Annotated in this window: 19 protein-coding genes and 1 other RNA gene; 13 read left to right on the top strand and 7 right to left on the bottom strand. The window is 62.7% G+C overall.

The features are described 5' to 3' along the window. The 9 genes from BDW41_RS04790 (at position 1) to BDW41_RS04750 (ending at position 11,958) form a co-directional block, all read left to right on the top strand. On the top strand, positions 1-3,537 hold the full coding sequence (locus BDW41_RS04790) for a phage tail tape measure protein (RefSeq protein WP_074546892.1): 3,537 nt from the start codon (positions 1-3) through the stop codon (positions 3,535-3,537). Then, positions 3,537-3,869, top strand: coding sequence for a phage tail protein (locus BDW41_RS04785; protein WP_074546891.1), 333 nt, complete (start codon positions 3,537-3,539; stop codon positions 3,867-3,869). The genes BDW41_RS04790 and BDW41_RS04785 overlap by 1 nt, the downstream gene beginning before the upstream one ends. Then, complete coding sequence (locus BDW41_RS04780; protein ID WP_074546890.1) at positions 3,866-4,561, top strand: phage minor tail protein L; 696 nt, start codon at positions 3,866-3,868, stop codon at positions 4,559-4,561. The genes BDW41_RS04785 and BDW41_RS04780 overlap by 4 nt, the downstream gene beginning before the upstream one ends. Beyond that, on the top strand, positions 4,558-5,331 hold the full coding sequence (locus tag BDW41_RS04775; RefSeq protein ID WP_074546889.1) for a C40 family peptidase: 774 nt from the start codon (positions 4,558-4,560) through the stop codon (positions 5,329-5,331). Before BDW41_RS04780 ends, BDW41_RS04775 begins: the two co-directional genes overlap by 4 nt. After that, positions 5,328-5,750, top strand: a complete 423-nt coding sequence (locus tag BDW41_RS22935) for a hypothetical protein (RefSeq protein ID WP_074546888.1) — start codon at positions 5,328-5,330, stop codon at positions 5,748-5,750. Before BDW41_RS04775 ends, BDW41_RS22935 begins: the two co-directional genes overlap by 4 nt. A 63-nt stretch (positions 5,751-5,813) precedes the next feature. After that, the gene (locus BDW41_RS04765) at positions 5,814-6,494 is read left to right on the top strand and encodes a DUF308 domain-containing protein (RefSeq protein WP_074546887.1); all 681 of its coding nucleotides are present in this window, start codon (positions 5,814-5,816) and stop codon (positions 6,492-6,494) included. Continuing rightward, positions 6,491-11,197 (top strand): phage tail protein, encoded by a 4,707-nt coding sequence (locus tag BDW41_RS04760; RefSeq protein WP_074546886.1) that lies wholly within the window; start codon positions 6,491-6,493, stop codon positions 11,195-11,197. Before BDW41_RS04765 ends, BDW41_RS04760 begins: the two co-directional genes overlap by 4 nt. Next, a complete protein-coding gene (locus BDW41_RS04755) occupies positions 11,194-11,625 on the top strand; it encodes a hypothetical protein (RefSeq protein WP_074546885.1) in 432 nt (143 codons plus the stop codon). Before BDW41_RS04760 ends, BDW41_RS04755 begins: the two co-directional genes overlap by 4 nt. A gap of 78 nt (positions 11,626-11,703) precedes the next feature. Then, a complete protein-coding gene (locus tag BDW41_RS04750; protein WP_074546884.1) occupies positions 11,704-11,958 on the top strand; it encodes a hypothetical protein in 255 nt (84 codons plus the stop codon). Between the two features lie 215 nt (positions 11,959-12,173). Here BDW41_RS04750 and BDW41_RS04745 read toward each other — a convergent pair whose 3' ends face one another. From BDW41_RS04745 to ssrA, 4 genes are all read right to left on the bottom strand, one after another. Continuing rightward, a complete protein-coding gene (locus BDW41_RS04745; RefSeq protein WP_074546883.1) occupies positions 12,174-13,238 on the bottom strand; it encodes an MBL fold metallo-hydrolase in 1,065 nt (354 codons plus the stop codon). Then, complete coding sequence (locus BDW41_RS22930) at positions 13,235-13,795, bottom strand: hypothetical protein (protein ID WP_146217302.1); 561 nt, start codon at positions 13,793-13,795, stop codon at positions 13,235-13,237. The genes BDW41_RS04745 and BDW41_RS22930 overlap by 4 nt, the downstream gene beginning before the upstream one ends. Before the next feature lie 10 nt (positions 13,796-13,805). Beyond that, positions 13,806-14,510 (bottom strand): hypothetical protein, encoded by a 705-nt coding sequence (locus tag BDW41_RS04735; protein ID WP_074546881.1) that lies wholly within the window; start codon positions 14,508-14,510, stop codon positions 13,806-13,808. Positions 14,511-14,717: 207 nt separating this feature from the next. Beyond that, positions 14,718-15,069, bottom strand: a transfer-messenger RNA (tmRNA) gene (gene ssrA / locus BDW41_RS04730). A 114-nt stretch (positions 15,070-15,183) separates the two neighbouring features. On the opposite strand from ssrA, the gene BDW41_RS04725 reads away from it, so the two are divergent. Then, positions 15,184-15,696, top strand: a complete 513-nt coding sequence (locus BDW41_RS04725) for a GNAT family N-acetyltransferase (RefSeq protein WP_074546880.1) — start codon at positions 15,184-15,186, stop codon at positions 15,694-15,696. Between the two features lie 3 nt (positions 15,697-15,699). Here the strand turns inward: BDW41_RS04725 and smpB are convergent, their stop codons facing one another. Further along, positions 15,700-16,191 carry an SsrA-binding protein SmpB gene (smpB, locus tag BDW41_RS04720; RefSeq protein WP_074546879.1) on the bottom strand — a complete coding sequence of 164 codons (492 nt, stop codon included), beginning with the start codon at positions 16,189-16,191 and terminating at the stop codon, positions 15,700-15,702. A gap of 81 nt (positions 16,192-16,272) precedes the next feature. Here smpB and BDW41_RS04715 point away from each other — a divergent pair, with 81 nt between their 5' ends. Together BDW41_RS04715 and BDW41_RS04710 are read left to right on the top strand one after the other, a co-directional pair. After that, positions 16,273-16,704 carry a type II toxin-antitoxin system RatA family toxin gene (locus tag BDW41_RS04715; RefSeq protein WP_074546878.1) on the top strand — a complete coding sequence of 144 codons (432 nt, stop codon included), beginning with the start codon at positions 16,273-16,275 and terminating at the stop codon, positions 16,702-16,704. After that, positions 16,697-16,978 (top strand): RnfH family protein, encoded by a 282-nt coding sequence (locus tag BDW41_RS04710; RefSeq protein WP_074546877.1) that lies wholly within the window; start codon positions 16,697-16,699, stop codon positions 16,976-16,978. The genes BDW41_RS04715 and BDW41_RS04710 overlap by 8 nt, the downstream gene beginning before the upstream one ends. Before the next feature lie 16 nt (positions 16,979-16,994). Here BDW41_RS04710 and bamE read toward each other — a convergent pair whose 3' ends face one another. Beyond that, entirely contained in the window at positions 16,995-17,456 is a 462-nt protein-coding gene (bamE, locus tag BDW41_RS04705) for an outer membrane protein assembly factor BamE (protein WP_074546876.1), read from the bottom strand. A 76-nt stretch (positions 17,457-17,532) separates the two neighbouring features. Here bamE and fur point away from each other — a divergent pair, with 76 nt between their 5' ends. Continuing rightward, a complete protein-coding gene (fur, locus tag BDW41_RS04700) occupies positions 17,533-17,949 on the top strand; it encodes a ferric iron uptake transcriptional regulator (RefSeq protein ID WP_074546875.1) in 417 nt (138 codons plus the stop codon). 520 nt (positions 17,950-18,469) lie between these two features. On the opposite strand, the gene BDW41_RS04695 is transcribed toward fur, so the two are convergent. Next, a complete protein-coding gene (locus tag BDW41_RS04695) occupies positions 18,470-20,065 on the bottom strand; it encodes an MASE1 domain-containing protein (protein ID WP_074546874.1) in 1,596 nt (531 codons plus the stop codon). Positions 20,066-20,091: the final 26 nt, after the last annotated feature.

Genomic DNA, 20,091 nt, shown 5'->3' with positions numbered 1-20,091 from the left:
ATGGCAACTGTCGCCGTTCTGCAGACGGACCTGCTCCTGAACTCGGCTGCGTTCCGCACCGGCATGGTGCAGGCCGCGCAGACGGCGACGGAACAGCTTGGCGCCATCCAGGCCGAGGCGCAGCGCACCGCCGCCTCTATCGACATGATGCGCAAGGCGGTGGAGGGCTTCGTCGGGTTCGAGGTGCTGAAGAACAGCCTTGGCGCGCTGGTCGACACCCAGGTGCAGATGCAGCAGATCCACTACACGCTGGTGTCCGCCACTGGATCGGCCGCCGCCGCCGGCGAGCAGTTCGACTTCCTGAAGCAGAAGGCCGAAGAGCTCGGCCTGAACCTGCCGGTGGCCGCCCAGGCCTTCGGTCAGCTCGCCGCGGCGGCCAGCGCCTCGAACATCCCGATGGACCAGACGCAGAAGCTCTTCACTGCGTTCGGCGAGGCATCCACGACCTTGCACCTGTCCAGCGAGCAGTCCCAGCACGCGTTGCTGGCGCTCACGGAAATGATGTCGCGCGGCACTATCCAGGCGCGGCAGCTCAACCAGCAGCTGGGTTTCGCCATCCCCGGCTCGGCGGCGCGCTTCAAGAACGCCGTCATGGACGCCATCCAGGGCACGGACCTGGCCGGCAAATCGTTCGAAGAGCTGGAGAAGGCCGGCGACCTGGTGACCTCGCGGTTCATGCCGCAGCTCATCCAGGCGCTGGAGCAGTCGGGCCGCGGCTGGGAAGAGGCGGCCGGTGGCCTCAACGCCCAGATCAACCGCCTGCACACTGCCTGGTTCGACCTCAAGAACGACATTTCCAGCGGCTTGTTCAACGATGCGGCCACCTCGGGCATCAAGTTTGTGGCCGACAACCTCGACCACATCGCGGCGACGGTCGAAATCCTGGGCGGCTTGGCGGCGGCCCGGCTGATCAGCATCCCGATCACCAGCGTCTACACGGGCGTCACCTCGTCGCTCGCACAGCGGCAGGCGGCGGCCGATCAGGCCGCCGCCGATCTTGCTGTCGCTGACGCCCAGGTCCAGCAGACGGCGGCGCAGATCAAGGCGAACGAGGCGGCCCTCACCGGCATCGGCATCGCGCGCGACCAGGCCCTGGCAGCCCGCACCCAGGCCGAGGCCACCTACCAGGCAGCCCTGGCCGAGAACGAGGCCGCGCAGGCTACGCTGGCGCACCAGGCCAGCGCCGCCACGCTGTCGGCCAACATCCGCGCCCAGGCAGCCGCCACCGCGCAGGCCGAAGCCGCCCAGCTTGCGCTCAACAAGGCCGAGCAGCAGTACGACGCTGCCATCGTCGCCTCGAACACCTTCAAAGAGCAGCAGATCGCCATTGAAGCGCGGCTGCTCGAACTGCGCGCCGCGAACACCACCGCGATCGAGGCGCAGACCGCCGCCACCGCCGCGCAGGAGGCCGCCTCGGTCGCCGGCTACGGCGCGAGCATGCTGTCCAAGGTGGGCACGTCGCTGGTAGGCCTTGTCGGCGGTCCCATTGGCCTCGCCATCATCGCGCTGGGCACCATCGCCTACGCCTTCGCCGAGGCGGCGGAGAAGGGCTCGCAGGCCGAACAGGAATACCAGGCGCAGTCCAAAGCGCTCGTTGACCTGAAGCAGCATCTGGACGACGTCAACGAGGCCTACAAGAACATCGCCAGCCGGCCCACGCCGACGGCGATGGCGGACGAGTTCAAGGCGGCCAGCAAGCAGGTGTCGGCCACCCAGCAGGAGATCGACAGCCTCAAGGCCAAGATCGCCGACCTGCAGGCACCCAACCCCTTCGGCGAGACCGCCGGATCGATCAACAACCACAAGCAGCTCATCGACGAGCTGCAGGCGCGCATCGATCAGCTGCAAAAGTCGGTGGATGGCGAACAGGGGGCCATGCACACCCTGTCGGACAACATCGTCAATGAGGCCGACCCGGCGCATCGCGCACTGATTGAGACCGTGCGCGAGCTGCACGCCACGTTTGGCGATGCCAGCTGGTTGAAGTCGGCGGACGATGCGATCGACCAGTACCTCAGCAAGGTTTCGGCGGCGGACGCCGGGCTGCAGACCGAGACGGCCAAGCTTGGCGAGGAAAAGAAGAAGCTCGACCAGAAGATTGCCGAGTTCGGCATGACGGCCAGCCAGAAAACGCTCTACGAGCATTCGCAGAGCATGGGGCAGAACAGCATGGCCGGGGCCGACCAGAAGGCCGCGGCGGATGCTGCCGCGCAGGCGGTCGCCGCCGACCAGGACCGCCTGGACGCCATGAAGGCGGCGCAGGAAGCCGCCAAGAAAGCCGCCACGCAGGCCGCGGAAGAGGCGCGCAAGGAGCAGAACGCCTACGAGTCGCTGGTGCGCTCGATGAAGGAGAAGATCGAGGCGGACCAGCAGCAGCTCAGCGGTGGACAGAAGCTGACCGACGCCGACAAGAACCTCATCAAGGTCCGCGAGGACCTGCTCACCAATCTGAAGAACCTGTCGCCGGAGCGGAAGCAGGAGTTGCTCGACCAAGCTCAGCTGCTGGTGAACCTCACCAACGAGGTGGACGCGCGCCAGCGGGCCAACGCGGAGCGCGAGCGCCAGGCCGTGCTGCAGGACAAGCTGGATCGCCAGCGCGAGCTGCAGGATCAGACCAACGCCCGCCAGCTGGAAGGCGTCGGCCACGGCTCGCAGTGGAACACCCAGCAGAAAGAGTTCGAGAAGCTGCAGGACCAGTACAACAAGGATATGGATGCCCAGGGCAAGCTGTTTGACCAGGGTAAGATCGGCGCCGACGAATACACCCGGTCCATCGGCCAGATCCAGTCGGCGTACACCACCGCCGTCGTGGCGCAGCGCAAGTTCTACGACGACCAGCAGGCCGAGCTTGCCGATTGGAAGAACGGCGGGCAGGCGGCCATGGAGAACTTCGTCACGTCGGCGTCGAATGTCGCCGGCCAAACCGAATCCCTGTTCACGACCGCATTCAACGGCATGGCCGATGCCATGGCCACCTTCGCCACCACCGGCAAGACGAACTTCTCGTCTCTGGTCTCGTCCATCCTCACCGACCTCGCCAAGATGGAGCTGCGCGTGCTGGAGTCGCAGATCCTGCAAAGCATCCTCGGCGCCTTCCTGCCCAGCGGCAGTACCGGCGCGGGAGACGCTCTCAACGGCGGATCGAACTACACCGGCGCAGGCTCGTTCTCGACGACCTGGGCTGGCGCGCCTGGTCGCGCCAGCGGCGGCCCGGTGAATGCGGGGTCGCTCTACCAGGTCAACGAGGACGGCCCCGAGCTGCTCACCACCGGCGGCAACACCTACCTGATGATGGGCGGCCAGGGCGGCTCGGTGACGCCTTACGGCGGTTCGGGTAGCAGCGCGGGAGCCGGCGGCGTGAATGCCACCATCAGCGTGGTGGTGCAGCAGGGCGGCCAGTCCTCGTCGAGCGTCGATAGCACCGGCGAAAACGCTGCGCTCGGCCGGCAGGTCGGTGAGCAGTTCAAAGCCATGGTCCACGAGATGGTCTACCGGATGACGCAGCCCGGCGGCATCCTCTACGCGGGCGCTCACTGATGACCGACACGTTTAACTGGGTTCCCCTCATCGAGCCCCAGGGAAAAGCCACGCTGCGCACGCGCCGCGCTCAGTTCGGCGATGGCTATGCCCAGAAGACGCAAGACGGGCTGAATGCCGTGGTGCAGTCGTGGCCGCTTTCGTTTATCGGCCACGGTGCTGCCATCGCACCCATCCGCGACTTTCTCAAGGCACACATCGGCGTTTCGTTCTTCTGGACGCCGCCGCTCGACGTGCAGGGCTACTACTCCTGCATCGAATACGACCTCATCCCGCACGGGGGCGATGTGTACACGCTGACCGCAACGTTCCAACAGGAATACAAACCGTGAGTCTGTTCGCTGATGTCCAGCAACTTGAACCTGGCGCGGAGATTTGGCTCGTCGAGTGCGACTCCACCGCCATTGGCGGCGACCTGCTGCGGTTTCACGGCTACTGCCAGGTTGGCACCATCACATGGCAGGGCAACCAATACTCGCCTTGGCCGCTCGACATGGAAGGATTCGAGCGCACCAGCGCTCAGCAGCCCACGCCGAAACTGACCGTCGGCAACATCGACGCGACAATCTCCGCGCTGTGCCTGCTGTGCCAGGACATGGTTGGCGCCAAGATCACCGTGCACTTGACGACGGGCAAGTACCTGGACGCGGTGAACTTCCCGGGCGGCAACCCGACTGCCGATCCGACGCAGGAGGCGGTCGACGTCTGGCTCATTGAGCGCAAGGCGTCGGAAGACAATGAGAAGGTGCAGTTCGAGCTTTCGAGCCCGCTCAACTTCCAGGGCATGCAGCTGCCTGCGCGCGATATCGTGGCCGACGTGTGCCCTTGGGTCGCCATCGGCGGCTACCGCGGGGTGTATTGCGGCTACACCGGTGGACCGGTGGCCGACATCAACGATCAGCCCACCAGCGACCCGACGAAGGATGCCTGCAGCGGTACGCTGGCAGCCTGCAAGATGCGCTTCGGCGCGAGCAACCCGCTCCCGTTCGGTGGTTTTCCGGCTGCAGGCCTGCTGCGCACATGACACCAGAAACCCTAGACGCCATCCGTGCGCACGCCGTCGCGGATTATCCACGCGAGGCATGTGGACTCGTTTGCATCGTGAAGGGCAGGGAGCGGTACATCCCTTGCCGGAACCTTGCCTCGTCCGCTGATGAGCAGTTCGTTCTTCCGAAAGAGGACTATGCCGATGCTGAAGATCAGGGCGAGATTATCGCGCTCGTCCATTCGCATCCTGACATGTCGGCTCGCCCTAGCGAGGCTGACCTCGTGGTTTGCGAGGAATCGGGCCTCGTCTGGCTGATCGTCAGCGTGTGCCGCGACCTGGATGGCCCCCCGGTGGCTGGCGAGATCCACCAAATCCGCCCGTGCGGGTATCAGGCGCCCTTGGTGGGCCGCTCGTTCCACCACGGCGTGCTGGACTGCTACACGCTGGTGCGGGACTTCTACGCGCGCGAGCTGGGGATCGAACTGCCCGATTTCGCCAGGCCGGACGGCTGGTGGGATGACGGCCACTCCCGCCTGTACATGGACAATTTCCGGGCCGCCGGCTTCGAACCGGTGCCGGAGGGGGCGCTGCTCGAGCGCGGCGACATCATCCTGATGGCCATCAGGAGCGGGAACGACACCCCAAACCACGCCGGGGTGTACCTGGGCGACAGCCAGATGCTTCACCACATGTACGGGCGGCTTTCCAGCCGTGACGTCTACGGTGGCTGGTACCGCGAATGCACACGCCTGGTCGTGCGCCGGGTGGTAGGCTTGGCCCCTCACGAACACGGGGAAAAGCCATGAAGCACATACTCGCGGCGCTATCCTGCTGTCTGGTTGCCGCATGCGCTACGAAGCCTGTGGCTGTGTCGGCAGCGCACGATGTTCCAGCGGACCGAGCCATCGCATTCACGTCACCGGCTGATGGGTCGGGTACGGTAACGGTGGTGCGCGATGAAGGCATGACCCTTAGTGGCTGTTATCTGGGGGTCTTCATCAACCACCAGCTGGCCGCAAAGGTTGGCACCGGGGAGAAGGTAACGATGTACGTTCCGGCCGGTCGCTGGGTGATGTCGGCCAAGAGCGTAGGAGCCGGGCTGTGTGGCACAGGGCTGGCTGATCGCGCGGAGCGCTCGGTGGCGCTGGTTGTTGAACGTGGCGACGCGCAGACGTATCGCCTGGGTGCAGACGGTCAGGGAACCATAAACCTCGGCCCAAACTGAGAATCGAAATTCGCTCACCACAAAACCCCGCTCCGGCGGGGTTTTTTTATGCCCGGAGAAACCATGGAGACCACCCTTCGCACTGTTCGGCTGTATGGCAAGTTGGGTCAGCGCTTTGGCCGAGTGCATCGTTTCGCGCTCGATACGAACTCGGTAAGCGAGGCCATCCAGGCGCTGTCGAGCCAATGCAGAGGCTTTCAGGAATGGCTCGTCGGGGCTAAGGACCGAGGCATCGCATTCGTCGTATTCGCCGGCAAACGAAGCGTCACTGAGGAAGAGCTTCCCAATCCGGTGGGCGCAACCGATATCCGTATCGCACCCGTTCTAATCGGTTCGAAGAGCGGTGGCATCGGCAGCATCATTCTGGGTGCGGTGCTCGTCGTGGCTGGCGCGGTCCTCAGCTTCACACCGGCCGCGGCTCTGTCGCCATACCTGTACAGCGCCGGCATTTCCATGATCGCCGGCGGCGTAGTGCAGATGCTGTCGCCCCAGGCGAAGGGGCTCCATTCGAAGGACAGCAGCGCGAACCAGCCCAGCTATGCCTTCAACGGCCCCGTGAACACCGAGGCCCAGGGCAACCCGGTGCCGCTCTTCTACGGTGGCCCGCTCAAGATCGGCAGCGCTGTGATCAGCGCAGGTATCACGACGCAGGACATGGCCGCCGCCTATCAGGCGCCCGCGCAGGTGAGCGGCTGGATGGGACATGGCGGTGACCTGTTCGCCTCGAGGATCGCCCAGCCGTGACCGTGATCAAGGGGTACAAGGGCGGCAGCGGCAGCTCGCACACGCCCGTTGAAACACCGGATAGCCTGCACTCGATCGCCTACGCCCAGATCCTCGACCTGGTGAGTGAAGGGCAGATTCAGGGCTTCACGCACGGCGCGGCCAACTGCCTTCAGGACATCTACCTGGACGAGACGCCGGTGGCGAACAGCGACGGATCGCTGAACTTCCAGAACGTCAAGATCGACAGCCGCAACGGCACGCAGGACCAACTCGTAATGTCCGGCTTCCAGGACGTCGAGAACGAGACCGCGGTCAACCTGGAGCTGAAGAGCACCACTCCGTGGACCCAGTCGCTGACCAACCTGGCGCTGTCGGCTGTGCGCATCACGCTGTCGGTGCCGGCGCTCCAGAAGAGCAACACTTCCAACGGCGATATCCAGGGCTATTCGATCGCCTACGCGATCGACATCCAGACCGACAGTGGTAGCTTCTACCAGGTGATCTCTTCGGCCTTCACGGGCAAGACCACCAGCAAGTACCAGCGCAACCACCGCATCGACCTCCCGCCGGCCGCCCACGGCTGGACCATTCGCGTCCGCCGACTGACACCCAACCAGAACCTCGCCACGATCCAGGACGTGGTGATGGTCGATTCGTACACGCAGATCGTCGACGCACTGCTGCGCTACCCCAACAGCGCATATGTCGGTGTGATCGTCGACGCCTCCCAGTTCAGCGCCATCCCGGCACGCGCGTACGATCTGATGGGCCGCATCATCCAGGTGCCCTCGAACTACGACCCGGTGGCGCGGACCTATACCGGGGCATGGGATGGCACGTTCAAACAGGCCTGGACCAACAACCCGGCCTGGATCTTCTACGACCTCGCCACGCACCCGCGTTATGGCCTCGGCCAGTACGTCACGCCGGCGCAGATCAACAAATGGACCTTGTACGGCATCGCCCAGTATTGCGATGGCATGGTGCCCAACGGCTTCGGCGGTACTGAGCCGCGCTTCACGTGCACGGTGTTCCTGCAGAAGAAGGGAGACGCCTACAAGGTGCTCCAGGATCTGGCGAGCGTCTTCCGCGGCATTTCCTACTGGGGCGCCGGAGCCATCCAGGCCTCGGCCGACATGCCCGCGGACCCGACCTACACCTACACCGCCGCCAACGTCATCGATGGCAAGTTCACGTACCAGGGATCGAGCAAGTCCACGCGCTACACCGTCGCGCTGGTCTCTTGGAATGACCCGAATGACTTTGGCCGCGCCAAGGTCAAGTATGTGCCTGATCCCGCCGGTATCGCGCGCTACGGCGTGCGCGTCACCCAGGTCACGGGCGTGGGCTGTACCTCGGAAGGGCAGGCCCAGCGCGTCGGTCTATGGACGCTGCTGACGTCGCGCCTCGAAACGGAAACGGTGACGTTCAAGGTCGGCCTCGATGCCACGCTTACCGCGCCCGGCCAGGTCATCCGCGTCGCCGACCCCGCGCGCGCCGGCAGGCGCCAAGCTGGCCGAGTCCATGCGGTCACGGCCACCAGCATCACCGTCGACAGCATGCCCACCGTGGCCGTCGGCGACAACCTGACCGTCACCCTGCCGAGCGGTGTCACGGAGACCCACGCGGTGACCGGTATCGCCGGCAACACCATCAGCGTGGCGGCTCCCGGGTTCTCCGCGCTTCCCGTGGCCGAATCGGTATGGGTGTGCGAAAGCGCATCGCTCCAGGCCGCGCAGTACCGGGTCATTTCGGTGCTGAAGGGGAACACTGCCGGTGCGATCGAGTACACGATCACGGCTCTGCTGCACAACGCCAGCAAGTTCGCCGCCATCGATACCGGCGCGCCGATCACCGTGCCGCCGATTTCGGTGGTTCCTCCGAGCGCGCAGGCGACGCCCACCAACGTCATCCTCGAGGCGTTCCCTACCGCCGGCGCCGTCCTGGCCTCCACGCTGCTGATTATCCAATGGGACGACACGCCCAACGCCGTCTCCTACGACGTGAAGTGGCGCAAGGACAACGGCAGCTGGCAGCCCATGGGCACCCAGTATGGCCTGACCGTTGATCTTCCGAACGCGGCGCCGGGCGTGTATCAAGCGATGGTCACGGCCGTGAACGCCAATGGCGTCTCGTCGCTGGCGGCTATCTCCGCACCGTACACCGTCAACGACCAGACCACCCAGCCCGGTTTTGCTCAGACGCTGGCCAACGAGGTGGCCGCGGCCCAGAACAGCGCCAACAGCGCCAACGCGGAGCTGGCAAACATAGCCAGCGATGGAATCGTGTCGGCCGCCGAGAAGCCCACCGTCATTCGCGACTGGGCGGTGATCACGGCCGAGCAAGCCGGCATTGATGCCCAGGCCGTTTCGTTCCTCGGCGCCGGCTCCGCCCAGCAGGTGGCATACGACAACGCCATCACCGCGCTGGCCAATTACCTCGGCGGCCTGACGACGCCGAAGATGTGGAACGACAAGAGCGGCGACACGTATGTGGTCGGCGCTACCTTCCGGGCGAACTTCAACAGCGTCTACGTGACGCGGCAGACCCTACTCAACGCCATCTACGCCAAGGCGCAGAATCTCGCCAACAACGCTCAATCGACGGCTAACTCGGCGCAAGGTCTCGCCAACAGCGTACCGGTCATAAATCCGCAGTTCCAAGGGAACCTAACCGGCTGGGCCGCTAACTATGGTTGGTATGAAGAGGCGGCCGGTTCTTCTCGCCAACCCGACCCGATAGTACCGACATACGCGGTGCATGCTGGATCGACAACGTTATCTGGCTCGTTACAAACGGATGCGATGGTCAATGCAGGCCACTTGCCCGTAGTTCCAGGCCAAACCGTTACGTTGACGTGTTGCGTGCGAGCTCTTTCGGTTAACGCGGGAGCGCTGGCCTATACGAGAATTAGTTGGCGTGACAGCAATAACAACGAGATCAGCACATCAGCTCCTTCCGGTTCAGCCGCGTATCCGACGTGCGGTGCGATTGGCACCGGTACATACACGCAATGTGTGACCAAGGTAACAGCCATCGCTCCGGCTGGTTCAGCGTACGCGGTCGCCGAGCCAACAGTGATTAGCCATACGGTCGGCTATTTCACATTCTGCAATGTTTGTATGGCTGTTCAGCCATCCACCGTCGACGAAGTTCCCGACGGATCATCGTACGCTCGCACCACGGCCGCCTCACTTCAGAATGGCGTGCCGCTCCAATTTTCTGGTGGAAAGAATGTCCTTCCAAACGGCTCGCTTTCGGTCAATACAACTGGAACGCCTACCGGAGTAGCGCGTACGGTAGGGCAATCTGTGTCTGACGGTTGGAGCGTAGGTAACCTCTCAACTAGCCACCTCATCATCTACGAACGTCCAAGCAGCGGAGCTGATGTACTGATTCGACTTGCGGGCGGATCATCGATCCCCGCAAACGGCTCGATTAGCTCACAAGTTTCAACGGTAGCGAACTATGCAGTTACGCCTGGCACGGCCTTCGCATTAACCGTTAATCGGTCGACTGCATCCAACGTCGGACTGCCTGCTGGAATAACCGTAACAAACCGTACTTATATCGCATGGCTCAGGGCCGACGGCACCGTGTCTGCGGCGAGCATTTGTGACGCAGCAGGTAACTCGGTAGCGCAGGGATCAGCAACCATCACCGGTGTCACCCCTGCTGATGCGGTTGCTGCAGCGGTTATCCTTCAAGCCATCTGCTCGAACAGCAATAGTTCGCCGACGACGGTGGGCAGCGTTGGTCAGCTGCCGGCCGACATGCGGTGGTTCAACATCAGCCTAGTGCTGGCGTCGAATATTGATAGCGAGGTAAGTGACGGCACAACTTACGGCCGAACATCCCAGAACGATCTCTATTTCTCTGGTGGTGTGAATCGCATTGGACTGCGAGTGGCTGGAAGTGGCCATCAGATTGGCGACCAGCGCAACCTGAAACAGCGCACAGTAACCAACATTCCAGCCAAAGTGCCAACGACGATTAGTTATAGCGCCTCGTCCGGATCACCAGCGACAGCTACGATCACTGTGGGTGCCTTTACCGTTCTCAACGGAAGCGTGACCACCAGCTACAACGCTAGCAGCGCGAGCGTGACCGGAACCAATGGCGCAAATGTTACGTTCTATCTTTACATGAACGACCCGAACTTTGCTGGAGGCGCTCAGGCGCTCATCGCGTCAACGAACCCAAATGACGTCTACGGCGGGGATGGTTTCGTGTATATCGGTGCGGTCGCCGTGGCCTTTCCAAGCAGCGGCAGCGGTTCGGGTGGCGGCGGAGGCGGCGGCTCGGGCGCTTGTGTATGCGCCGACATGTGGCTCGACGACGATACCCAGGCTCGCGAAGCGGAGATCGGCTATCTGGCCGACTGCCTCGATATTCCTACGCAGGGTCTGCGCAAGTTCCGAAGGCGCATGGCAGGCATGGAGATGTCCATGCAGCCCTGCGTTCGCCTGACGACCGAAGGTGGCGCGGTTCTGGAGTGCAGTGCATCTACGCCGTTCGATCTTCCCAGCGGTGGCATGACCTACGCCCCCGACATGGAAGGCATGCAGGTCGTGACCGACTGCGGCATCGAGATAGTCACTAGCGTCATAGAGATCGGCGAGAAGCTGGTTTGCCACCAACACTATGGTGGTTGCAGCTATGCCGCAGGCCTCGATCCCGACCACCGCGTCTATTCTCATAACTCGATCGCGAAACCATGACCATGGCCTATACGAAGCCCGACCAGACACCCTTCACGAAGCTGCAGCCCAATGAGTTCGTGGTCAATCTGACCGACACCGGCCAGAACGTGGCCGTATCGGTCGTGGTGTGGACCGAGGACACCAGCGCCAACGCTTCTCTGCGGGCGACCGCCCGCGTCGTGCAGAGCGATGGAAGCAACCAGGTTGACGCCAATGGGGACGCCATTGTGTCCGCGTTCGCGCACACCACCAATGTGGTGGAGCTGGCCCAGGCTGGCGGTATGCCGGCGCTACAGAAGCAGATGCTGCTGGCAGTGCTGGGCGAGGCAACCACCCTGTGGAGCGATCCCATCCACACGACCGATATGCAGAACGCCAGTATCCGGGCGAGCATCGCCACCGCGGGGCATGCTGGCCCCGTCGCTGACCCTGGAAGCCTCCTGTAGCGTCTTCGGTGTTGAGACGCGGCCGGCATAATCTGGGTCATGTCCGAGCCTCCACGTGTCCATTGGGAACAGGTATTCATGAGCGGCCAGCCGCTCGATCATTGGCTGGCCACGCTGCCCGGCTCGGTCTGCTTCGCCTCCGTGAATATGCGGATCGACGGCACCTGGAAAGTGAACCTCATGCCGAAGGGCGACGGCCTGAACGTCATCCCGATCTACTCCCAGCCCTACCGGACCCGCGAGAAGGCCATGGCGCACGTCGAGCGGTGGGCGCATTACCACTGGCGAAAGGTGCCCCCGGCGGTGCCGAAACCCCGGATGATGGACCGGTAAAGCCAGGGTCCGCAGGTGCATTACGGCGAATGCACGAGCGCTAAAACGGTCATTATTTTTACGTGCATTTTTACGTGTACCCCTAAATCGGGGCAAAGAAAAAGGGCTTGCATCGCTGCAAGCCCTTGATCTATGGCGGAGAGGGTGGGATTCGAACCCACGGTACGCTTACACGTACGCCTGATTTCGAGTCAGGTAAATGCCGATGGGCGGCATTACAGCGGCTGAGCGGCGCCAAAACATTCAACGGTCCAATCGGCGCCAACGCTACGCCTCAGTCTCACGCAGCCAAAGCCCGAATTCACTGGAACTATATTGGTTGCGATATCGCTAAGGCGCTTTAGTTCTGTCGCTCCGAGTTTCGCGCGGCGTGAGCTGCCAGAAGAAATATATGCCTTGGATGTCTGCCCCTTGATGCGAGTGATGTCTTGGTCGGTCGGAAGCTTTGACCCTTTGTTGTAAGGCGTCATGGCCCCAATGGGCGCGTGATGTAGCAGGGTAGTCCACACCAGCGGGTGATCTCCGGTTTTAGAACCATGATGCGCAATTTTGATCGCGCTGGCCTTTTTACGGTTTCGTACCCACTGGTCACCAACCACAGCCGTCCAACCAAAAGAGGCGTGGTCTTCCAGATCGGAGCCGAGAACAACAGCGTCGTCACCAAAATCAATGTGTATGGCGACTGCTTCCATATTCGGCTTCAGGGAAACCACGTTCTTGATGGGCTCGCCGCCCGAACGTGGGACAAACTGAGCCAAGCCTGCGACGAACTGTTGATATGCCGCAGGAACAGGGGACAAGGCCGTCGCGCGAACGCGCTGACTTCCTATTGCCTGATCGAATACGTCTGAGCGCATTCCCACGTAGTACACAGCGCCATTCCTGTCATTGAGCACGGTATAAAGCTCATTGGTGCCCCGGCTTAGAGACGTCGCAACAGTACCGCTGTGGGCAGCCAATAGCGCGACGGCTTCATCCCGGTTGAAGCAGTCGGATAGATGGAACTCTGCGGCAGGAAAGGCGCGAGCAAGGGTTGAAATTCCTCTGACGTGGTCATCATGCCAATGGGACGCAAGAATTACCTTCACGTTCTCGGGCAATACTCCAATTGCGTCTAGGTAATGCTTGGCTGCAGGCTGCTTAGTCCATGGTTCAAGGCATGAATCAACCAGCATCCACGCGCCATCTCCGAAATGAACGGCGATGGCTTCCCCAAAACCAGGACCAAACACCGAAACCTCGATCTCGTTGCGAGCTGGAGCGATGCCGTAGTTGATCAAGGTGCCTCGGGCTTTTTCATTGCGCTTCCACGCAGCCGAGCGACCTCATGATTGATGCGCGCGATGTCACGTCGCGTCCATGCAGGTAACCGTCGGAACCGAAGCTCCTCCGAATTGACCTTTGCGCCATTGGGCTTTGTAGCCTTATAGAGGCTTAGATAAAACACAGCGCCAGGAGACACTAAATCTCGGTCTTGCTCGCTAACCCACTCGAGCCCTATATCAGCATAGTGATCGGGCACGTCTCCAAGCTTGGCCCTCAGGACTGCCCGCAGCGCTTTTTGATCCGGAAGTACTTCTTCAACTGTACCTTCCCAGATCTGGATCAATGCAGCGGCTTCACTTTCGCTGAACTTTGCCTTGGCGTTACCGGCATATTGCGTCGGCATCGCGGCATCAGGTTCAGCGGCGAGATCCAGCAGCGTTTGTTCTTTCTCTTGAAGCTGAAGGACGCTTCTATTCTGCGCTCGGGCCCTTGCCCTAGGACGAGAATAACTTGGCTCATCCAGCTCAAAGGCCGTGCCTACATCATTGTCAGCGAATGTTGTGGTGAACATTCCGATGCCCTTAAGAAGCAATGACGTTATTGAGTAATTCCTCAAACTTCTGGCTGGCCAGCTCCCAACTCCTCTCCCAATCTTTGGCAATGACCTGGGCGGCACGCTCCGCTGCGGTACTGCCATTGTCTTCAGAAGCAAAGCTGCCCCGATGGTCATTCAGCATTATGTAAACGCCGTTCTCAAGGCGATTTGAAGGTTGCACCTGAAGATTCAAGTGATCAGGCGGCCCCTTCTTTGCATCCGCTGCAGTACCGGCCGAAACACGGACCTGAATATTAGTGAGCCCAGCAAAGTATTCGGAACTGTCAAAGAGACTAGACCAAATGGCCTTGGGAGCGAGCACGTCGCCGACTTTTTGCCAGTCTGATTCGCTAGTCATCTGGTAGTGAGCGTGAAAATTTAGGCCCACAGCGGTGACAGGGGTATGCGGCAGCAGTAACAGTATGCCTTCCGCTAGATCCTTCAGTGCCGGCGTCAGGGCGCCCGAACTGGCAAGGACAAGCTGCTTTCCCACGACTTGAAACTTGAACCAACTGGTTTCGCACACGGTGACATCGTGCGTTATTAGCGTGTTTGGTGAATCAATGGCCTCTTGCCTATCTCCGTCCCCGATCAGCTGATTGCGGTGCAGCCAATCAGCAGTGAAGATCGCCGGGTTGAAGTCTCCGAGCACCATGATCGTCGAGCCGAACGTCTCGGGTTTTAGCGGCATCAGCGTCCCGTCCAGGCAAGTCGGTCAATCCCGGAAGTATACATACTAGTTAGTGACGAATATTTATCCGCTACCCGTGGTTCCGTTCGGCGCAAATGCCACGCACGGCGCCGACCAAAAACTGACCAAACCACGACCAAAAACGACCAATACAGACCAACATACAAGAAGGCCACCTAAGCAAATCAATAACTTAGGTGGCCATATTGGTGGAGGTGGCGGGAGTCGAACCCGCGTCCGAAGGCGTTTGACGCCCGGTACTACATGCTTAGCTCGCCGTTAGATCTCGTCCCGCGACAGCACAGCGTGCAAAGCGCATCGAAGGACCAGCCTGCTTGATTTAGCCGTGGCCGACAGGCGGCAGCTTCGGGCGATCTCGTGATAATGACCCTACATCCACGAGCACGAGCACAAGTGGGTTCGGGGCTAGGCCTTAAGCGGCCAGAGCGTAGTTGTCGTCGTTGGCAACTATGAGTTTGCGGCTGGATTAACGAGGAAAGCTGCCCCCTCGGCATGCACCAAGCTATCTCACTACCCCCGTCGAAGCCATGACACCCCCGGGGAAACTGATGGTGAAGCTGGTCAGTCAGTATATGTAGGCAGCGGGGCTTTCTACAAGGCGGCCTGGCGACGCTATTGTTTGTCCGAACCCACCAACCCATAGGGAACGACCATGGTGCGGATACGTCAGGCAGGGCTGCACGATGCAGGTGTGTTGACGGATTTGCGTTGCGCGTTTCTGGAAGAGGAGTTGAAGCAGCAGCTGCCGGAGGGTTTTGCCGACCAGCTGCGCGGCTGGATCGAGGAGGCCATGCCGGAGGGGCGTCTGCTGGCCTGGCTGGCCGAGGTGGAAGGGCGTGTGGCGGGGTGCGTGATGGTGCACCCGTACACGCACCTGCCTTCGGCCTATTTCCGCCGTGGCGTGGGCTGGTACGTGCTCAACATGTATGTGAAGCAGGCCTATCGCCGGCAGGGCGCGGCGGGTGCGTTGCTGGCCGCGCTGGGCGCGGCGGCCAGGGAGCAGGAGGTGGATTCGCTCAACCTGCATTCCACCGCCGCCGGCCACAAGCTGTACGAGCGTTTCGGCTTCGGCACCTCGGTGGACGCCATGAACATGACGCTGCACGAGGGCGTGGTCGGCCTGTCGGAGGGCGAACCCGGCTCCTGGCGACGGGTGGCGGGCTGAGCCTCAGGCGTGCTTGTTGTGGGCGCGCATGGTGCGCTGCTTTTCGCGCTGCCAGTCGCGTTCCTTCTCGGTGTCGCGCTTGTCGTGCGCCTGCTTGCCCTTGGCCAGGCCAATTTCCACCTTCACTTTGTTGGCCTTCCAGTAGAGCGCCATGGGGATGAGGGTATAGCCCTTGCGCTCGACGGCGCCGATGAGCGTGTCGATTTCCGCGCGGTGCAGCAGCAGCTTGCGCGTGCGGCGATCGTTGGCCACCACGTGGGTGGAGGCGCTGATCAGCGGCGGAATGGAGCTGCCGACCAGGAAGATCTCGCCCTTGATCACCATGGCGTAGCTGTCGCCGAAGTTGATGCGCCCGGCGCGCAGCGACTTCACTTCCCAGCCTTGCAGCTCAAGGCCGGCTTCGAAGCGCTGGTCGATGTGGTACTCGTGGCGCGCGCGCTTGTTGAGCGCAATGGTGCCGCCTGTGTTTTTGTCTTTGTCCTTAGGCTTGGCCATGTCCGTTAAACTTCGGGCTTATGCCCTGATGACGGTCCCGTCCGTGGAGGGACCCAAGATGACGCTCATGAAGAGGCTGAAGTGATCGAGATCCGCCGCAGCGCCCTGGTGCGCTATTCGCCTGCCCAGATGTTCGATCTGGTCAACGACGTCGAAGCATACCCAAAGCGCTTCCCGTGGTGTGTCGGCGCGCAGGTGCTGGAACGGACAGGAGATGTGCTGGTGGCGAGGCTGGATCTCAAGTATGCCGGTTTCCGCCAGAGCTTTACCACGCGCAACACCACCACGCCGCCCAGCCGCCTGCACATGAGCCTGGTGGATGGCCCGTTCCGCAGCCTGGATGGCGTGTGGGATTTCATCGCGCTGGGCGACGCGGGCTGCAAGGTGTCGTTCGTGCTGGATTTCGATTACGCCAGCAAGCTGATGGGCTCGGCGCTCAAGCTGGGCTTCCAGGGCCTGGCCAGCCGCATGGTGGAAGACTTCTGCAAGGAGGCGGAGCGCACCTATGGCTGAGCCGGTCACCGTGGAGGTGGTCTATGCCGAACCGTCGCGTCGCTGGCTGCGGAAGGTGACGCTGCCCGCGGGAAGTACCGTGGCCCAGGCCATCGAGGCTTCAGGCGTGGCCCGCGAGGTGCCGGGGCTGGTGGTGGATGCGGCGCGGCTGGGCATTTTTTCCCGCAAGGTGACGCCGGACCACGTGGTGGGCGAAGGCGACCGGGTGGAGATCTACCGGCCGCTCACGCTCGATCCCAAGGAGGCTCGCCGGCGCCGCGCCCACGAGGGCTGACGCCGGCTTTCAGGGCTTAGTGGCCGTCGTTGCCGCCGCTGTCGCCACCCTTGTCGCCGCCCTTGTCACCGCCGGAACCGGTGTTCTTGTCACCCTTGGTTTCGTCGACCGGGTAGCTGGCGTGGTACTTCTTGGTGTCGTTGACCAGCTTCTGCGCGTCTTCGGCGAAGAAATCGCCCTCGGTGCGCACCAGCACGTCGTTGTTGAAGGTGAGCTTGAGCGTACGCACCTTGATGTCGCCGCCACGGTGCTGCTGGGTGGAGACGTAGTCCCATTCGTTCTGGTTGAAGGGCGAATTCACCGACGGCGAGCCCATCAGCACCAGCACCTGGCGCTTGGTCATGCCCGGCTGCAGCTGATCCACGGTTTTCTTGTCGAGCAGGTTGCCCTGCGACACGTCTGGGGTATAGATGAGACGGCAGCTGGCCAGCGACAAGGCCAGCATGGCGAAACCCAGCGTGCGAATCAGCTTGTGCATGCGTGTTGCGTCCGGATCGTAAAGGTGTCGGATGATACACTAACGGCCTTGTGGCGCCGCGTGCGTGGAGTTTGTTATGGAACAGGAAACCAAAGAACTGCGCAAAGCCGGGCTGAAGGTTACCCACCCCCGCATGCGCATCCTGCAGATCTTCGAGGACGAGGAGGCCCACCACCTCACCGCCGAAGACATCTACAAGCGCCTGCTGTCGCACCAGGAGGACATCGGGCTGGCCACCGTCTACCGGGTGCTGACCCAGTTCGAGGCGGCCGGCATCGTGGTCAAGCACAACTTCGAGGGCGGCCAGGCCGTCTACGAGCTGGACCGCGGCAAGCACCATGACCACATGATCGATGTGGACAGCGGAAAGGTCATCGAGTTCGTCAGCGAGGAGATCGAGCGCCTCCAGCACGAAATCGCGGCCCGCCACGGCTACGTCATCGAGGACCACAGCCTGGTGCTGTACGTGCGGCCCAAGAAGTCCCACAAGTAAGCCTGGGCAGGAACGAGACGGGGCCGGTGACGTTGACGTCGCCGGCCTTTTGTTTGGGGTGTTGACGGCATTTGGCCGGGAAAGTCACTGGATCCCCGCTTTCGCGGGGATGACGAGCAAAAGCGGCGATGTCGCCTGGCGCAACCTTCCTATCCGTCATCCCCGCGAAGGCGGGGATCCAGCGACTTTGCTATGGCGGGCGAATACCCTGTGACATACGGGCCGCGTGAGCCCCTGCCCAACGCATCCCCAAAAACCGCCCATAAAAAAAGCCGCGGGAGGACTCCTGTCCGCCCTGCGGCTTGATCCGTTACCGGATGGCTCCTCGGAAGGCGAGTTGCTCGCGCAGCCTGGTCGTGCCACCGATTCCGGCGGAACGGCATCCTGCCGTTCTTCATGCCCACCGTCCCCACGGTTGGCATGGCTCACCATCTTGCGATGGTGGCTCCCCCACATCGATGGATCCAGCGTAACGAAGCCTTCACACCACGGGTATCGGAAAATTTCCTATGTAACGGTCCTAAGTGCGCGCCACGTCACTAGTTTGCGTGCTGCTACGCAGCAATATCCGCAGGTGGACGCCCTGTGACTCGGGGCGAACCCTGAACAGGCCGCCGAGGGACGTCACGCGATCGCGCATGCCCTGCATGCCGCGCCCCCCGCGGGGAACCCGGGCGGGCAGGCCGATGCCGTTGTCGCGGATATCCAGCAGGGCCAGCGCCACGCCCTGGCGCTCGCCAATGCGCAGGCGCAGCTGGAAGGTGTCGGCGTGGGCGTGCTTCACGGCGTTGGTGGCGCTTTCCTGCACCAGGCGATAGATCACCGTCCGCGTGTCGTCGTCGAGCAGGCGCGGGTCGCCGTGCAGGTCGGTGCGGTAGGCCACGCCCGCGGCGGTGAGCAGATCGCGGATCGGGCCTTCGTCCAGGGCGCGCAGCAGGCCGAATTCGTCGAGCACGGCGGGGCGCAGGTCGTCCAGCAGGCGGTGCAGGGCGCGACGCATGTGGCCCAGGATGGCGTTGATCGATACGCCGATGTCATCCATGCCGGCCTGGGCCAGTCGCGATTGGGCGAGCTTTAGGTGGGTCTGAATGGCGGTGAGGTTCTGGCCGAGTTCGTCGTGCAGTTCGGCGGCCATGTGGCGGCGCTGGTTTTCCTCGGTTTGCAGATTGCCGCGCGCGGCGTCGCGCAGCTGGCGGGCGAGGTGGTCCAGGCGACGGTTGACGGCGGCAAGGTAGACGTTCTGCTCCGCCACGCGCTCGCTGCTGCGGCGCAGGGCGTCCGTGGCCGAGCCCAGCATCAGCGCGCCGGTGCCAGCCACGGCAAGGAACAGCTCGCCCGCGGCGCCGGGCACGCCGTGGCCGGAAAGATGATCCACCAGGGTCATGCCCAGGCTGGAAATCAGCATGGAAAGGCTGGCGCCCCGCCAGCCGTGGCGGAAGGCGAAGAACAGTACCGGCGCCAGCGACAGCACACGCGCGAACTGCGGCTGTGGCGCCTCATGGGAGGACAGCACCAGCAAGATCGCCAGCGACGGCAGCAGCACCAGCAGGCCATCCATCACCAGGCGGCCGAGTCCGCGCTTGTCCAGCCGCGCCCGCAGCAGCATCACCAGCAACGGCACCACCAGCAGCACGCCCACGTAGTTGCCCAGCAGATCCTGGCCCAGGGCCTGCATCATCAGGTCGGCGCTGGGGCTGACATGGATCAGCGCCAGCAGCACGGCGTCCGTGGCCGTGGTGGCCGCCACGGTGAAGGCGGCGGACAGCAGCAGGCGGGCCACGTCCTCGGGGTCGCGCAGGCTGGCATGCAGGTTGGCGCGGCGCATCAGCCACAGGCAGATCGCTACCACGATGGGCTCGGGCAGCGCAGCCAGCAGGAAGCCGCGCCAGCCCATCGGCAACGGGTGCACCCAGGCGATCAGGCCGCTGGCCGCCAGCTCGGCGCCGATGAGCCACGGCCACATGCGCAGCGGGGCGAGCAGTAGCGCGCCGAAGCGCAGACCGTAGGGCAGCATCCAGTACGGTTGCTCGGTGGGCCACAGCAGCAGCCAGAGTAGGAAATAGCCAATACCAAGGAGCAGGTCGGAACCCGGCAGTGCAGAGGATTTCGGTCGCATGCGGCCGATGGTACATGGCGCCGGCC

The organism is Dyella sp. AtDHG13 (genome assembly GCF_003201105.1).
GTDB classification, from domain to species: domain Bacteria; phylum Pseudomonadota; class Gammaproteobacteria; order Xanthomonadales; family Rhodanobacteraceae; genus Dyella; species Dyella jiangningensis_B.
The sequence above is the reverse complement of the archived record's forward strand: the minus strand, read 5'-3'. Positions and strand labels throughout refer to the sequence as shown.

Excerpts from the sequence above, each read along its gene's own strand:
- BDW41_RS04790 (WP_074546892.1), top strand. The coding sequence starts at position 1 with ATGGCAACTGTCGCCGTTCTGCAGACGGACCTGCTCCTGAACTCGGCT.
- BDW41_RS04785 (WP_074546891.1), top strand. The coding sequence starts at position 3,537 with ATGACCGACACGTTTAACTGGGTTCCCCTCATCGAGCCCCAGGGAAAA.
- BDW41_RS04775 (WP_074546889.1), top strand. The coding sequence starts at position 4,558 with ATGACACCAGAAACCCTAGACGCCATCCGTGCGCACGCCGTCGCGGAT.
- BDW41_RS22935 (WP_074546888.1), top strand. The coding sequence starts at position 5,328 with ATGAAGCACATACTCGCGGCGCTATCCTGCTGTCTGGTTGCCGCATGC.
- BDW41_RS04765 (WP_074546887.1), top strand. The coding sequence starts at position 5,814 with ATGGAGACCACCCTTCGCACTGTTCGGCTGTATGGCAAGTTGGGTCAG.
- BDW41_RS04755 (WP_074546885.1), top strand. The coding sequence starts at position 11,194 with ATGACCATGGCCTATACGAAGCCCGACCAGACACCCTTCACGAAGCTG.
- BDW41_RS04750 (WP_074546884.1), top strand. The coding sequence starts at position 11,704 with ATGAGCGGCCAGCCGCTCGATCATTGGCTGGCCACGCTGCCCGGCTCG.
- BDW41_RS22930 (WP_146217302.1), bottom strand. The coding sequence starts at position 13,795 with ATGTTCACCACAACATTCGCTGACAATGATGTAGGCACGGCCTTTGAG.
- BDW41_RS04735 (WP_074546881.1), bottom strand. The coding sequence starts at position 14,510 with ATGCCGCTAAAACCCGAGACGTTCGGCTCGACGATCATGGTGCTCGGA.
- BDW41_RS04725 (WP_074546880.1), top strand. The coding sequence starts at position 15,184 with ATGGTGCGGATACGTCAGGCAGGGCTGCACGATGCAGGTGTGTTGACG.
- smpB (WP_074546879.1), bottom strand. The coding sequence starts at position 16,191 with ATGGCCAAGCCTAAGGACAAAGACAAAAACACAGGCGGCACCATTGCG.
- BDW41_RS04710 (WP_074546877.1), top strand. The coding sequence starts at position 16,697 with ATGGCTGAGCCGGTCACCGTGGAGGTGGTCTATGCCGAACCGTCGCGT.
- bamE (WP_074546876.1), bottom strand. The coding sequence starts at position 17,456 with ATGCACAAGCTGATTCGCACGCTGGGTTTCGCCATGCTGGCCTTGTCG.
- fur (WP_074546875.1), top strand. The coding sequence starts at position 17,533 with ATGGAACAGGAAACCAAAGAACTGCGCAAAGCCGGGCTGAAGGTTACC.
- BDW41_RS04695 (WP_074546874.1), bottom strand. The coding sequence starts at position 20,065 with ATGCGACCGAAATCCTCTGCACTGCCGGGTTCCGACCTGCTCCTTGGT.